Genomic DNA, 14,422 nt, shown 5'->3' on the forward strand with positions numbered 1-14,422 from the left:
TCCGGGAGTTACAGAGGGACCAGGCGGCCCCCGTCCAGCTTGAGTACGCGGTCCATCTGCCGTGCCAGGTTGGGATCATGGGTGACCACCAGGAACGCGGTACGCAGGGAACGGCTCAACTCGAGCATCAGGTCCTGAATACCCTGGGCAGTGTGCTGGTCCAGGTTGCCAGTGGGTTCGTCGAGCATGACCAGGCCCGGACGATTGACCAGCGCCCGGGCGATGGCCACGCGTTGACGTTCGCCACCGGACAATTCGGCGGGCTTGTGCGCGAGGCGATGCCCGAGACCGACCCGCTCGAGCAATTCAGTGGCGCGCTGGCGCGCTTCGGGAATCGGCGTGCGGCCGATCAGCAATGGCATGCACACGTTTTCCAGCGCGGTGAATTCGGCCAACAGGTGATGGAACTGATACACGAAGCCCAGGGCGCGATTGCGCAGCAGGCCGCGGTCGCGCTCGTTCAGCGCGGATAATTGCTCGCCGGCCAGCCAGACACTGCCTTGGCTGGGCGTGTCGAGGCCGCCGAGCAGGTTGAGCAAAGTGCTCTTGCCCGACCCCGAGGTGCCCACGATGGCCACCCGCTCGCCGGCATGCAGCTCCAGCTCCAGGTTGGAAAGCACCACCACGGACTCCGGGCCTTCTTCATAGGCCTTGCCCAGGTTGCGGCAGCTCAATACGGCTTTATCACTCATGGCCAGATCACTCATAACGTAGCGCCTCCGCGGGCTGGGTACGCGCCGCGCGCCAGGCCGGGTACAAGGTGGCAAGGAAGCTCAGGGCCAGGGCCGCGCCGCAGACCAGCACCACGTCCTCGGCCATCAACTGGGAGGGGATGTAATCGATGAAATAGACGTCCGGGTTGAGGAATTTATGCCCGATCAGGCTTTCCAGCCCGGCGATGGCCCGGCTGACGTTGAGCGCGCCCAGCATGCCCAGCACGCCGCCGACCAAGGTCCCGATCACACCGATGATGGTGCCCTGGACCATGAATACAGCCATGATCTGCCGTGGTGTCATGCCCAGGGTACGCAAGATGGCGATGTCACCGCGCTTGTCGTTGACCACCATGACCAGGGTCGAAATGATGTTGAACGCCGCCACCGCCACGATCAGCAGCAACAGGAGGCCGATCATGTTCTTTTCCATGCGTATGGCCTGATACAGGTTGCCGTGAGTACGGGTCCAGTCCCGGGTGTAGTAGTCGTCTCCCAGCTCATGGGCCAGCTGGTAGGCACCGCGCGGTGCCTCGAACAGATCATCGAATTTCAACCGCAACCCCTGTACCTGCCCTGGCTTCCAACGGTGCAGGCGGCCGAGGTCTTCGAGGTTCGCCAGCCCGAGGTAGCCGTCGATTTCCCCGGCGCCGACATGGAAAATACCGCTGACCGTGAACCGCTTCATCCGGGGGAACATGCCTGCCGGGGTGACCGTCACTTCGGGGGCCACGAAGGTGACTTTGTCGCCCACCTTCACCCCTAGCCTGGCTGCCGCCTTGTCCCCCAACATCACGCCGAAGCCGCCGCTGGCCAGGTCGCTGAGCTGGCCCTGACGCAGGAAGCCGTCGATGATGGAAACCTTGTTTTCCTGAGCCGGGTCGATACCGTTGAGCAAGACCTTCTGCACCTTGCCGTCATGGGTGAGCAACCCTTGCAGTTGAGTGAAAGGCGCCACGGCAGCCACGCCCGGGAAGCGTTCCGCCTTTCGGGCCAGGGTCGGCCAGGCATCTATGGGCTGACCTGCCTCGATGGTCGCGTGCGGCACCATGCCCAGCACGCGATTGCGCATTTCCCGATCGAAGCCGTTCATCACCGACAAGACTACGATCATCACGATCACGCCGAGCGCCAGGCCGGTCATGGAAGTCAGGGAAATGAATGAAACGAAGTGATTCCGACGCTTGGCGCGTGTATAGCGCGCGCCAATGAAGGCAAAAAGAGGTCTGAACATGTAAGTGCTTGTTCGAGTGAAAGGAACATCCGTGTGGCGAGGCCGCCCTGGCGGTCGTACACTCGGACCACAACCGCCAACTTGGGTTCGCCATGCCGACACCAGATGAAGCAGAGCGCCGCGAATACTACCGTATCGAGGATCGCATCGCACTTGAAATAACCCCCTTGAACGCTGGCGATGACCCGGCCGACGAGGGCTCCCCGCTGTTCAACCTGCTCAGCGAATTGCACCTGAGCGAGTTCGAATCCCAGCATCTGCTGCGCCAGTTGGGCGACACCCACCGTGCTCTGGGCGGCTTCCTCAAGGCCCAGAACAAACGCATCGACCTGCTCAGCCAGGTGGTCGCCCAGATGCTGATGGGCTCGCTGGGCGAGCCACGCCCTGTAGTGATGTCTGAAGCCGGGCTGGACTTCCAGCATGACACCCCCTACGCCCCAGGCACCCGCCTGGACCTGAAAATGGCCTTCATGCCCCAGGCGCTGGGCATGATGCTGCGCGCTCGGGTGGTGCACTGCGATCCACTGGCCGATGGCGGCTTCGCCATCGGCGTGGAATTCGAAGGCAGCACGGATGCCCAGCGTCAGTTGCTGGCCCGTTACGTTCTGCAGAAGCAGGCGATGGAACGTCGCCAGGCCCGCGACCAGGCTCTGGACGCGGTCTGACCCTCTCTCTACAAGGAACCAGCTGTGACCCTGATCTACGGCCACCGCGGCGCTAAAGGCGAAGCCCCCGAAAACACCCTGGCCAGCTTCCAGGCCTGCCTCGAACATGGCGTCAAGCGCTGCGAGCTGGACCTGCATCTGTCCAGCGACGGCGAACTGATGGTGATCCATGATCCCACCTTGAAGCGCACCACGGATCGCCGCGGCAAGGTAGTGGACTACAGCGCCCAGGAGCTGACCGCGCTCGATGCCCGACGTGGCGGCCCAGCCTGGCCACGCCCCTGCCCCATCCCCCGGCTGGAAACATTGTTCGAGAAATGCCCTTTCGAGCACTGGCAACTGGAGGTAAAAAGCGCTTCACGCACCCGCGCCGCGACCACGGTCCTGGGCATCCGGGAGCTGGCCCAGCGCTACGGGTTGCTGGACAGGATCACCATCACGTCCAGCTCGCGGGAAGTGCTGCGCGCGGCCACGGACCTGGTGCCGGATATCTCGCGCGGGCTGGTGGCCGAATACGCCTGGCTGGACCCGCTCAAGGTGGCCCAGAACTACGGCTGCCGGTTCCTGGCCCTGAACTGGACGCTGTGCACCCCGGAGCGCCTGCTCAAGGCGCAGCGCCAGGGGTTGCATGTGTCGGTATGGACGGTGAACGAGCCGGCGCTGATGCGTCGGCTCGCCGACTTCGGCGTGGACAGCCTGATCACAGACTTTCCCGGTTTGGCCAGCGCCACCCTCGAGAATCGCTGAAGGCCTGCGCCCCGGCCGGCTCGGGCCACCGGCCGGAGCCGCTCAAAAAAGCCGGTTCAGCCCGTCGTAGGCCGCTACCCGGTAGGCTTCGGCCATGGTCGGATAGTTGAAGGTGGTGTTGACGAAATACTTGAGCGTATTCATTTCACCGGGTTGGTTCATGATTGCCTGGCCGATATGGACGATTTCCGAGGCCTGGTCGCCGAAGCAATGCACACCCAGCACGGCCAGGGTTTCCCGGTGGAAAAGGATCTTCAGCATGCCCACTGGCTCACCGGAGATCTGCGCCCGAGCCATGCCCTTGAAGAACGCCTTGCCAACCTCGTAGGGGATCTTCTCGGCGGTCAGCTCCTGTTCGGTACGGCCGATGGAACTGATTTCAGGGATGGTGTAGATCCCGGTAGGCACATCGTTGACGAACCGCCAGCTGCCGTTCTCCACAATGCTTCCCGCCGCCGAGCGGCCCTGGTCATAGGCCGCGCTGGCCAGGCTGGGCCAGCCGATCACATCTCCGGCGCCGTAGATGGTCGGCACGCTGGTGCGATAGTTCTCATCGACCTCGATCTGGCCACGGCTGTTGACCTTGATGCCGATATTTTCCAGGCCAAGGCGATCGGTATTACCGGTTCGGCCGTTGCACCATAGCAAGGCGTCGGCCTTGATCTTCTTGCCGGATTTCAAGTGGAGGATCACACCGGTTTCGATGCCTTCGACCCGTTCGTATTCTTCCTGGTGCCGCACCATCACATTGTTGTTGCTGAAGTGATAGCTCAGGCCCTGGGAGATTTCCGAGTCGAGGAAACTCAGCAACTGTTGGCGGTTGTCCACCAACTCCACCAGAACGCCGAGGCCGCTGAAGATGGACGCGTATTCACAACCGATGACGCCCGCGCCATAGATGATCAATTTGCGGGGCGTGTGCGTGAGGCTGAGGATGGTGTCGCTATCGTAGATACGTGGGTGGTTGAAATCGATGTCCGCCGGACGATACGGCCGCGACCCGGTGGCGATGATCACCTGCTTGGCCACCAGCTTTTCCTGGGCGCCGTTGGGGCAGATGACCTGAATGGTCTGCTCGTCGGAGAAGCTGCCGCTACCGAAGAAGACGTCGACGCGGTTGCGTGCATAGTAGCTGGTGCGCGAGGCCACCTGCTTGGCGATCACCCGCTCGGCGCTCTTGAGTACGTCCGGGAAGGAGAACCAGCGCGGCTCGCCGATGGCCCGGAACATTTCGTTGGTATTGAACTGGATGATCTGTTTGACCGAGTGCCTCAGCGCCTTGGATGGAATGGTGCCCAGGTGGGTGCAGTTACCGCCCACCTGCCGACGGTTGTCCACCATCGCTACCTTGCGCCCCGCCTTGGCGGCGTTCATGGCCGCCCCCTCGCCCGCCGGGCCCGAGCCCAGCACCACTACATCGTAGTTGTAGACAGCCATGCGTACTCCTTTAGAACAGGCCGCGGCGCGATCGGCCCACGGCTCGGGATGCCCGGTCCGGCATCGAATCGTTATGCAACCCAGGCTTTGTACGAAAGCCGGCCAGCTTCGATGGCTGCCGTCTTTCGTACAAGGCCTAGCCAGCCTGCACGGCGCGAACATTACCCCTTAGTCGGACACTTGGCTATCTCGGCCGCACGACAATTGTAGTTACTGGAACCGTAATAATCGCCTTGGCTTGCCGCATGAGGAATCGAAGCAGGCGAACGGATTTCATTTGCCCCTGTCCATTCGATACACATATGGTTACAAATCCGCCCACGGATGACAGTAGGGATAGGTCGTCTGTAATGCGCCTATCTGAATCAGGAATTCCCCTTACACCAAACGATGATCGGGTACCTCCATGGCTTCTTCTCCTGGCAAGGGCAAGGCGATTTTTCGCGTTGTCAGTGGCAATTTCCTCGAAATGTTCGATTTCATGGTGTACGGCTTCTACGCCACGGCCATTGCCGCCACCTTCTTTCCCACCGACAGCGCCTTCGCCTCGCTGATGCTCTCGCTCGCCACCTTTGGCGCCGGCTTCCTGATGCGGCCCCTTGGAGCTATTGTGCTGGGCGCCTACATTGATCGGCATGGCCGTCGCCAGGGATTGATCGTGACGCTTGGATTGATGGCGATGGGTACCTTGTTGATCGCGCTCGTGCCCGGTTATGCCAGCATCGGCGTACTGGCGCCTGTGCTGGTACTTATCGGGCGCCTGCTCCAGGGCTTTTCCGCCGGTGTTGAACTGGGCGGCGTGTCGGTTTACCTAGCGGAAATCGCAACTCCCGGGCGTAAGGGATTTTTCGTCAGTTGGCAGTCGGCAAGCCAGCAAGTGGCAGTCATCTTCGCTGGGCTGCTCGGGGTGATCCTGCACCAGGTGCTCTCGCCAGAACAGATGAGCCAATGGGGCTGGCGAGTGCCCTTCCTGATCGGTTGCCTGATCGTACCGGTGATCTTCCTTATCCGCCGCTCGCTGGAAGAAACACCCGAATTCCAAGCGCGCACCCACCGGCCGAACCTGCGCCAGGTGCTGACTTCCATCGGCCAGAATTTCGGACTGATCATCGCTGGCATGGCCATGGTGGTGATGACCACGGTGTCCTTCTACCTGATCACAGCCTACACGCCTACCTTTGGCAAAGCCGAACTGCACCTGTCCGAGTTCGATGCCCTGCTTGTCACCATGTGCATCGGCCTGTCCAACTTCATCTGGCTGCCTGTGATGGGCGCGCTGTCCGATCGCCTCGGTCGCAAACCCTTGCTGGTATCTACCACCGTGCTGGCCATGCTCACGGCCTACCCCTTGCTGTCCTGGCTGGTCAGCGCTCCAAGCTTCGCTCACTTGCTGCTGGTGGGCCTGTGGCTGTCGTTCCTCTATGGCGCCTATAACGGCGCCATGGTCGTGGCGCTGACCGAAATCATGCCCAAGGAAGTACGCACTACCGGGTTCTCCCTGGCCTATAGCCTAGCAACGGCTACCTTCGGCGGCTTTACGCCAGCGGCCTGCACCTGGCTCATCCATGCCCTGGGCAACCAGGCAGCGCCTGGGCTGTGGCTCAGTGGCGCGGCGGCGATGGGATTGATCGCTACCTTGGTGCTGTTCCGCAACAAAGACGCCCGGCTGCGGATGGCAGAGGCGGCATAGCGGGTCATCATCTGCCCTGCATGTGATACCGGGCCATGCCAGCCAGCCTGGGCCGGGCGCGACAGCCGTAACCGAACCACGGCCATTGGTGCGAACAAGACGGTAGGCAACAAAAAGCCCCGACCTTTTCGGGCCGGGGCTCTTCGTTTCAAGCAGCGATCAGTGCGGGAAAGCCGGCGGGTTCACCCCGGCCATGTCTTCCATTACGCGGATCACCTGGCAGCTGTAACCGAACTCGTTGTCGTACCAGACGTAGAGCACCACACGGTTGTCGTTGCAGATGGTAGCTTCGGCATCGACCACACCGGCATAGCGCGAGCCCACGAAGTCAGTGGACACCACTTCGGTGGAAGTGACGAAGTCGATCTGGCGGGACAGGTCCGAATGCAGCGCCACGTAGCGCAGGTATTCGTTCACTTCCTCGCGGCTGGTGGACTTCTCCAGGTTCAGGTTCAGGATGGCCATGGAAACGTTCGGCGTGGGCACGCGAATGGCGTTGCCGGTGAGCTTGCCAGCCAGCTCCGGCAGGGCCTTGGCCGCGGCGGTGGCGGCACCGGTCTCGGTGATCACCATGTTCAGCGCGGCGCTGCGGCCCCGCCGCTCGCCCTTGTGGAAGTTATCGATCAGGTTCTGGTCGTTGGTGTACGAGTGAACCGTTTCGACATGCCCGTTGGCAATGCCGAACTTGTCGTTGATCGCCTTGAGCACCGGCACGATGGCGTTGGTGGTGCAGGACGCGGCCGAGACGATCTTGTCTTCCGGGGTGATCAGCTCGTGGTTGATGCCGTGCACGATGTTCTTCAGCTTGCCCTTGCCGGGCGCGGTCAGGATCACGCGGTCGATGCCGGGGCATGCCAGGTGCTGGCCCAGGCCCTCGGCGTCGCGCCATACACCGGTGTTGTCAACCAGCAAGGCGTTCTGGATGCCATACTGGGTGTAGTCGACCTCGTTGGGGGCCTTGGCGTAGATGACCTGGACCAGGTTGCCGTTGATGTTCAGGGTATTGTGTTCTTCGTCCACCATGATGGTGCCGTCGAACGAGCCATGTACCGAGTCACGACGCAGCAGGCTGGCCCGCTTGTTGAGATCGTCGCTGGAGCCCTTGCGGACCACGATGGCACGCAATCGCAGGCCATCGCCACCACCGGTCTTCTCGATCATGATGCGCGCCAGCAGGCGGCCGATGCGGCCGAACCCGTAGAGCACCACGTCCTGCCCCTTGCGATGGCCGGCTTCGGTGGTCTGCTTGCCGACCACTTCGGCCAGTTCGTCGCGCACGAAAGCTTCGGCGCTACGGCCATTGCCTTCGGCCTTGAACTTGACCGCCAGCTTGCCCAGATCGACCGAAGCGGCGCCCAGCTTCAATTGGCTCATGGCCTGAAGCAGGGGGAAAGTCTCGTGGACCGACAGCTCGCTTTCATCCGCCTGGCGATGGCGGGCGAAGCGATGGGCCTTGAGGATCGCAATCACGGAGCGGTTGATCAGGCTACGGCCATAGATCGAGGTCACCACGTTATTGTTGCGGTAAAGCTGACCGATCAACGGGATCATCGCCTCGGCAAGCGCTTCACGATCGATCCATTCACCAAGACACTGGTCGGGCTTCTGAGTCACGGGAACCTTCCACATGTAGGGGGAGAAAAAAGGAGCTACATTATGGCTTCGGCCGTTGCGGCAAAGCAATGCGCTCGCGTCATAACGGCTGCATAGACACTTTCGCGCATTCGAAGTTCTGGCCGGCGAGCGGCTTCTTTTGCACCCCGTGGCACTGACAGCCCCCCGCTGCACCGCTACAATCAGGGCCTTCCCATGCTTTCGGAGCCTTGCCTAAACGTGCCAGTCCTGCGCCTTCCGCCGTTACCCTCCATGGCGAGCTCAGCGTCGCCGGTCAAACAGACGTGGGGCAACCTGCCCGGTGCCGCCTTGAGCCTGGCCATCGCCGAAGCCGCCAGCACCGCGCGCCGCTTCACGCTATTGCTGACCCCTGACAGCCAGGCCGCGGACCGTCTGGAACAGGAACTTCGCTTCTTCGCGCCGGACTTGCCCGTACTGCATTTCCCCGATTGGGAAACCCTCCCCTACGACCTGTTCTCTCCTCATCAGGACATCGTTTCCCAGAGGATTGCCAGTCTCTACCGTCTGCCCGAACTCAACCACGGCATTCTGGTAGTGCCGATCACCACCGCCCTACACCGGCTGGCGCCCACCAAGTTCCTGCTGGGCAGCAGCCTGGTGCTGGATATCGGCCAACGCCTGGATGTGGAAACCACTCGCACCCGGCTGGAGGCGGCAGGGTACCGTTATGTGGACACGGTCTACGAACACGGTGAATTCACCGTGCGCGGCGCGCTCATCGACCTTTTCCCCATGGGCAGCAGGCTGCCTTACCGGATCGACCTGTTCGATGACGAAATCGAAACCCTGCGCACATTCGACCCCGAGACCCAGCGGTCCATCGACAAGGTAGAGTCGGTACGCCTGCTGCCGGCCCGGGAATTTCCGCTGCAAAAGGAGGCTGTGGTCCGTTTCAAGGCCCGCTTCCGCGAGCGCTTCGACCTGGACTTCCGCCGCAGCCCCATTTTCCAGGATCTCAACAGCGGCATTACCCCGGCGGGCATCGAGTACTACCTGCCGCTGTTCTTCGAAGACACTTCCACGCTCTTCGACTATCTGCCCGAGGACACCCAGGTATTCTCGCTGCCCGGCATCGAACAAGCCGCCGAGCAATTCTGGAACGACGTTCGCAACCGCTACGAGGAGCGTCGCATCGACCCGCTTCGGCCCTTGCTACCGCCTGCCGAACTCTTCCTGCCGGTGGAGGACTGCTTCGCTCGCCTCAAGAGTTGGCCGCGGGTAGTGGCCGGCAGCGAAGACCCGGGCAGTGGCGCCGGACGCGAGCGTTTCCCCGCCAGCCCCCTGCCGAACCTAGCCATCGAAGCCAAGGCCAGCCAACCCATGGCGGCCCTCGCCGACTACCTGGATCGCTTCCCGGGCCGGGTGCTGTTCACCGCAGAATCCGCCGGCCGCCGGGAAGTGTTGCTCGACATGCTCGCGCGCTTCCAGCTACGGCCTCAGGCAGTGGAAGGCTGGCCAGGCTTCGTTGCCAGTGACGCGCGCCTGGCCATCACCATCGCTCCGCTGGATGAAGGTCTGCAACTGGACGACCCTGCCCTGGCGCTGATCGCCGAAAGCCCTCTGTTCGGCCAGCGGGTGATGCAGCGCCGGCGGCGTGACAAGCGCAGCGAAGGCAGCAGCGATGCGGTGATCAAGAACCTCACTGAGTTGCGCGAAGGCGCACCCGTGGTTCATATCGACCACGGCGTGGGGCGCTATCTGGGGCTTGCCACCCTGGAAATCGACAATCAGGTGGCGGAATTCCTCACGCTTGAATACGCCGAGAACGCCAAGCTATACGTGCCCGTGGCCAACCTGCACCTGATCGCCCGTTATACCGGTAGCGACGATGCCCTGGCGCCCCTGCATCGACTGGGCTCCGAAGCCTGGCAGAAAGCCAAGCGCAAGGCTGCCGAGCAGGTGCGCGACGTGGCCGCCGAGCTGCTTGACATCTATGCCCGACGAGCCGCGCGCAAAGGCTATGCCTTCAGCGACCCCGCGCTGGATTACGAGACCTTCAGCGCCGGCTTTCCGTTCGAAGAGACCCCGGATCAACAGTCGGCCATCGAGGCGGTGCGCGCGGACATGCTCGCGCCACGCCCCATGGATCGCCTGGTCTGCGGCGACGTAGGCTTCGGCAAGACCGAGGTGGCCATGCGCGCGGCCTTCATTGCCGTCCATGGCGGCCGTCAGGTTGCGCTGCTGGTGCCCACTACCTTGCTGGCTCAGCAGCACTACAACAGCTTCCGGGACCGCTTCGCCGACTGGCCCGTGCGCGTGGAAGTGATGAGCCGGTTCAAGTCCGCCAAGGATGTGGCCCAGGCAGTGGCCGAACTGGCCGAAGGCAAGATCGATATCGTCATCGGCACCCACAAGCTGCTGCAGGATGATGTGAAGATCAAGAACCTGGGGCTGGTGATCATCGATGAGGAACACCGCTTCGGCGTGCGCCAGAAGGAAGCGCTCAAGGCGCTTCGCAGCGAGGTCGATATCCTCACCCTCACGGCCACCCCTATCCCGCGCACGCTGAACATGGCCATGTCCGGCATGCGCGACCTCTCCATCATCGCCACCCCACCGGCCCGGCGTCTGTCAGTACGCACCTTCGTGATGGAGCAGAACAAGAGCACGGTCAAGGAGGCCTTGCTGCGCGAACTGCTGCGCGGTGGCCAGGTGTACTACCTGCACAACGACGTCAAGACCATCGAGAAGTGCGCCGCGGACCTGGCCGAGCTGGTGCCCGAGGCCCGCATCGGTATCGGCCATGGCCAGATGCGCGAGCGCGAGCTCGAGCAGGTGATGAGCGATTTCTACCACAAACGCTTCAATGTGCTGGTGGCCTCGACCATCATCGAGACCGGCATTGACGTGCCCAGCGCCAACACCATCATCATCGAGCGGGCGGACAAGTTCGGCCTGGCCCAGCTGCATCAGCTTCGTGGCCGGGTGGGCCGCAGCCATCACCAGGCCTATGCCTACCTGCTGACCCCCTCGCGTCAGCAAATCACGCCGGACGCGGAAAAGCGCCTGGAAGCCATCGCCAATACCCAGGACCTGGGCGCCGGCTTCGTGCTGGCCACCAATGACCTGGAGATCCGCGGCGCGGGCGAACTGCTCGGCGAAGGCCAGAGCGGCCAGATCCAGGCGGTTGGCTTTACCCTGTACATGGAGATGCTGGAGCGGGCGGTCAAGTCCATCCAGAAAGGCGAGCAACCCGATCTGGACAAACCCTTGGGCGGCGGTCCGGAAATCAACCTGCGCCTTCCGGCACTTATTCCAGAAGACTACCTGCCCGACGTGCACGCTCGCCTGATTCTCTACAAACGCATCGCTTCGGCGGTGGACGAAGAGGGCCTGAAAGACCTGCAGGTGGAAATGATCGACCGTTTCGGCTTGCTGCCGGAGCCGACCAAGAACCTGATTCGTCTGACGCTGCTCAAGCTGCAGGCCGAAAAACTGGGCATCCTGAAAATCGATGGTGGGCCCCAGGGCGGGCGTATCGAGTTCGCTGCCGAAACGCCGGTAGACCCACTGGTGCTGATCAAGCTGATCCAGAGCCAGCCCAAGCGCTATAAGTTCGAAGGGGCCACCCTGTTCAAGTTTCAGGTTCCGATGGAGCGGCCTGATGAGCGATTCAACACTGTCGAAAGCCTTCTGGAGCAGCTGGCCAAGGCCAGCGATGCCAATGGCAGGCGCTAGCGTTTACCTGGCCTGGCCGCCATGCGTCCGGAACTAGCCACGCCGACCGCGCCCACGCCCAGGCTATGGCTGGGGAGCGTCGAGTTCAGCGCTTTCGAGCCCCGCAATGGCCGCATGCAGCGGCATGTGCAGCACCGGGCGGCGCTGGCCTTTGCTTATGCCGGACGATACGTATCGCCAGCTGCCCCACCGCGGGGCAGCGACGCGCCCTTGTCGCGGGACCTGACGAGCGAGCGCCAGGCGCGGGAGCTTTTGTCCAAGCTGGGCTTTCGCATCGCTACCCGACAAAGCAAGGCCCTGCCTGAGAGTGCCGGTGAGCTCTATGAGCTGTCGTCGGACGCCGCCTGGTTGCGTTTCGTGCTCAACGACCTGCCGGGCCTGCGCGAGCAAGGCTGGGAGATAGAATACGGCGAGCACTTCAGCTTCCAGCTCACTCCGGTGGACGACTGGTATGCCCTGGTGGAAGAAACCGCCGACCACGATTGGTTCGACCTGGAACTGGGCATCGTGGTCAATGGCGAAGCCCGCAGCCTGTTGCCGATCCTGATCAACCTGGTGCGTCAGCATCCGGAAACCCTCAGACCCGGTGCTCTGGCGCGACGTCGGGACGACGAACTGCTGGTGGTGAACCTACCGGCCGGTGGCCCTGCCCGCAAGAGCCTGCAGGTCGCCCTCCCCTTCGGCCGCCTCAAGCCGGTGCTGGCCACCCTGGGCGATGTCTACCAGCATGAGGCAGGCGCCACGCGCCTTCGCTTGGCTACACCCGACGCGGCGCGGCTCAACGCGCTGCAAGGCCTGCCCATGCGCTGGCAGGGAGGCGAGCGCCTGCGTCACCTGGCCGGGCGCCTGCGGGATTTGCACAGTGGCCCCAGCGAAGCCCCAGCCGGCCTTGAAGCCAGCCTTCGCGGTTATCAACTCGAAGGCCTGAGCTGGATGCAGAACCTGCGCGAACTGGAGGTGGGTGGCATTTTGGCTGATGACATGGGGCTGGGCAAAACCCTCCAGGCCCTCGCCCATGTACTGACCGAGAAAAACGCCGGGCGCCTGGACCGCCCCGCAATGGTAGTGATGCCTACCAGCTTGATTCCCAACTGGCAGGATGAGGCTCACCGCTTCACTCCCGACCTGCGGGTGCTAACGCTTCAAGGGGTCGGGCGCCGGAAGCATTTCGAGCACCTGCAGGACTACGACCTGATACTGACCACCTACGCGCTGCTGCCAAAGGATGTCGAGCGTATCGGCCACCTCAAGCTGCACCTGCTGATTCTTGATGAAGCCCAATATATCAAGACTCCAGGAAGCAAGGCCGCCCAGGCTGCTCGCCGGTTCGAAGCACGCCAGCGTCTGTGCCTGAGCGGAACGCCTCTGGAGAACCACCTCGGGGAGCTGTGGTCACTGTTCCACTTCCTGATGCCCGGCTGGCTGGGCGACAGCAAGACGTTCAATGCCGAATACCGTATACCCATCGAGCGGCACGACAATCACGAGCGCCTCGAGCACCTCAATGCCCGGATCAAGCCCTTCCTGCTGCGTCGCACCAAGGAGCAGGTAGCGACCGAGCTACCCGCCAAGACGGACATCATCCAGTGGGTGGAACTCAACGATACCCAGCGTGACCTCTACGAAACCGTGCGTTTGGCCATGGACAGCAAGGTTCGCGCGGAAATCAGCCGCAAGGGCATGGCTGGCAGCCAGATCATAATCCTCGAAGCGCTCCTCAAACTGCGTCAGGTCTGTTGCGATCTGCGCCTGGTCGACGCGACCCGCAGCTACGCCCCAGGCGGCAGCTCCGGCAAGCTGGAATCGCTGATGGAGATGCTGGATCGCTTGATGAGCGAAGACCGCCGTGTGCTGGTGTTCTCCCAGTTCACCTCCATGCTGGAACTGATCGAGGCCGAGCTGGCGCAGCGCGGCCTGGACTACGCGCTGCTGACCGGTGCCAGCCGCGATCGCCGGGCGCCGGTGGAGGACTTCCAGCAGGGCCGAAAGCGCATCTTCCTTATCAGCCTCAGGGCCGGGGGCGTGGGCCTGAACCTGACCGCGGCCGACACCGTGATCCACTACGATCCCTGGTGGAACCCGGCCGCCGAACAGCAAGCGACCGACCGCGCCTACCGCATCGGCCAGGACAAGCCGGTGTTCGTGTTCAAACTGATCACCCAGGGCACGGTGGAGGAAAAAATCGCTCAGCTTCAGCGCGAAAAAACCGCCCTGGCTTCGGGCGTTCTGGACGGCCGCCGCGCGGCGGACTGGCGCTGGGCGCCGGAAGATATCGAGGCGCTCCTTGAGCCGTTACCTGCCAAGCGCTCATGAGACACTGTTAAAGCGTCTATATGGGCTCGAGCTTGGGACCGGTTATCGACAACCATCAGCTTCAGAGAGCTGAAGCCAGGCACCTGAAAGACGTTGTTACGGCAGCTCACCATACACTTAAGAGCCCTTTGATATTAACGCCTTGACGCACGGTTGCACTGGCAACCGAAACTTCAAGTTGCAAACCACCGCACTCACCCAATGGACACCTTCATTCCCTCATGCAAGGATGAAATCCTTGAACATATAAGAGAGTCAGCGCGGCTACGCAGGCCAACTGAACGAAGACTTACCTGACCTCGAAATTAAT

At 62.5% G+C, this 14,422-nt stretch carries 9 protein-coding genes; 5 read left to right on the forward strand and 4 right to left on the reverse strand.

Going from position 1 to position 14,422, the window contains the following annotated elements:
• Nucleotides 1-8: 8 nt before the first annotated feature.
• Nucleotides 9-692, reverse strand: a complete 684-nt coding sequence (lolD, locus tag BN1188_RS06905) for a lipoprotein-releasing ABC transporter ATP-binding protein LolD (protein WP_187375316.1) — start codon at nucleotides 690-692, stop codon at nucleotides 9-11.
• Between the two features lie 7 nt (nucleotides 693-699).
• Entirely contained in the window at nucleotides 700-1,947 is a 1,248-nt protein-coding gene (locus BN1188_RS06910; protein WP_040260702.1) for a lipoprotein-releasing ABC transporter permease subunit, read from the reverse strand.
• A gap of 92 nt (nucleotides 1,948-2,039) precedes the next feature.
• On the opposite strand from BN1188_RS06910, the gene BN1188_RS06915 reads away from it, so the two are divergent.
• On the forward strand, nucleotides 2,040-2,612 hold the full coding sequence (locus tag BN1188_RS06915) for a PilZ domain-containing protein (protein WP_040260703.1): 573 nt from the start codon (nucleotides 2,040-2,042) through the stop codon (nucleotides 2,610-2,612).
• A 24-nt stretch (nucleotides 2,613-2,636) separates the two neighbouring features.
• On the forward strand, nucleotides 2,637-3,359 hold the full coding sequence (locus BN1188_RS06920) for a glycerophosphodiester phosphodiesterase (protein ID WP_040260704.1): 723 nt from the start codon (nucleotides 2,637-2,639) through the stop codon (nucleotides 3,357-3,359).
• 42 nt (nucleotides 3,360-3,401) lie between these two features.
• Here BN1188_RS06920 and sthA read toward each other — a convergent pair whose 3' ends face one another.
• Nucleotides 3,402-4,796, reverse strand: a complete 1,395-nt coding sequence (gene sthA, locus BN1188_RS06925) for a Si-specific NAD(P)(+) transhydrogenase (protein ID WP_040260705.1) — start codon at nucleotides 4,794-4,796, stop codon at nucleotides 3,402-3,404.
• A 406-nt stretch (nucleotides 4,797-5,202) separates the two neighbouring features.
• On the opposite strand from sthA, the gene tcuC reads away from it, so the two are divergent.
• Nucleotides 5,203-6,486, forward strand: a complete 1,284-nt coding sequence (gene tcuC / locus BN1188_RS06930) for an MFS transporter (RefSeq protein ID WP_040260706.1) — start codon at nucleotides 5,203-5,205, stop codon at nucleotides 6,484-6,486.
• Between the two features lie 159 nt (nucleotides 6,487-6,645).
• On the opposite strand, the gene BN1188_RS06935 is transcribed toward tcuC, so the two are convergent.
• Nucleotides 6,646-8,115: a glyceraldehyde-3-phosphate dehydrogenase gene (locus BN1188_RS06935; RefSeq protein ID WP_040260707.1), complete on the reverse strand. Its 1,470-nt coding sequence runs from the start codon at nucleotides 8,113-8,115 to the stop codon at nucleotides 6,646-6,648.
• A 204-nt stretch (nucleotides 8,116-8,319) separates the two neighbouring features.
• On the opposite strand from BN1188_RS06935, the gene mfd reads away from it, so the two are divergent.
• Together mfd and BN1188_RS06945 are read left to right on the forward strand one after the other, a co-directional pair.
• Entirely contained in the window at nucleotides 8,320-11,799 is a 3,480-nt protein-coding gene (mfd, locus tag BN1188_RS06940) for a transcription-repair coupling factor (protein WP_040261387.1), read from the forward strand.
• A 21-nt stretch (nucleotides 11,800-11,820) separates the two neighbouring features.
• Entirely contained in the window at nucleotides 11,821-14,112 is a 2,292-nt protein-coding gene (locus BN1188_RS06945; RefSeq protein ID WP_040260708.1) for a DEAD/DEAH box helicase, read from the forward strand.
• Nucleotides 14,113-14,422 lie beyond the last annotated feature (310 nt).

Source organism: Pseudomonas massiliensis, from assembly GCF_000826105.1.
Lineage (GTDB): Bacteria > Pseudomonadota > Gammaproteobacteria > Pseudomonadales > Pseudomonadaceae > Aquipseudomonas > Aquipseudomonas massiliensis.

Bases quoted from the DNA above. Each gene is read 5' to 3' on its own strand.
- lolD (WP_187375316.1), bottom strand. From the start codon at position 692: ATGAGTGATAAAGCCGTATTGAGCTGCCGCAACCTGGGCAAGGCCTAT.
- BN1188_RS06910 (WP_040260702.1), bottom strand. From the start codon at position 1,947: ATGTTCAGACCTCTTTTTGCCTTCATTGGCGCGCGCTATACACGCGCC.
- BN1188_RS06915 (WP_040260703.1), top strand. From the start codon at position 2,040: ATGCCGACACCAGATGAAGCAGAGCGCCGCGAATACTACCGTATCGAG.
- sthA (WP_040260705.1), bottom strand. From the start codon at position 4,796: ATGGCTGTCTACAACTACGATGTAGTGGTGCTGGGCTCGGGCCCGGCG.
- tcuC (WP_040260706.1), top strand. From the start codon at position 5,203: ATGGCTTCTTCTCCTGGCAAGGGCAAGGCGATTTTTCGCGTTGTCAGT.
- BN1188_RS06935 (WP_040260707.1), bottom strand. From the start codon at position 8,115: ATGTGGAAGGTTCCCGTGACTCAGAAGCCCGACCAGTGTCTTGGTGAA.
- BN1188_RS06945 (WP_040260708.1), top strand. From the start codon at position 11,821: ATGCGTCCGGAACTAGCCACGCCGACCGCGCCCACGCCCAGGCTATGG.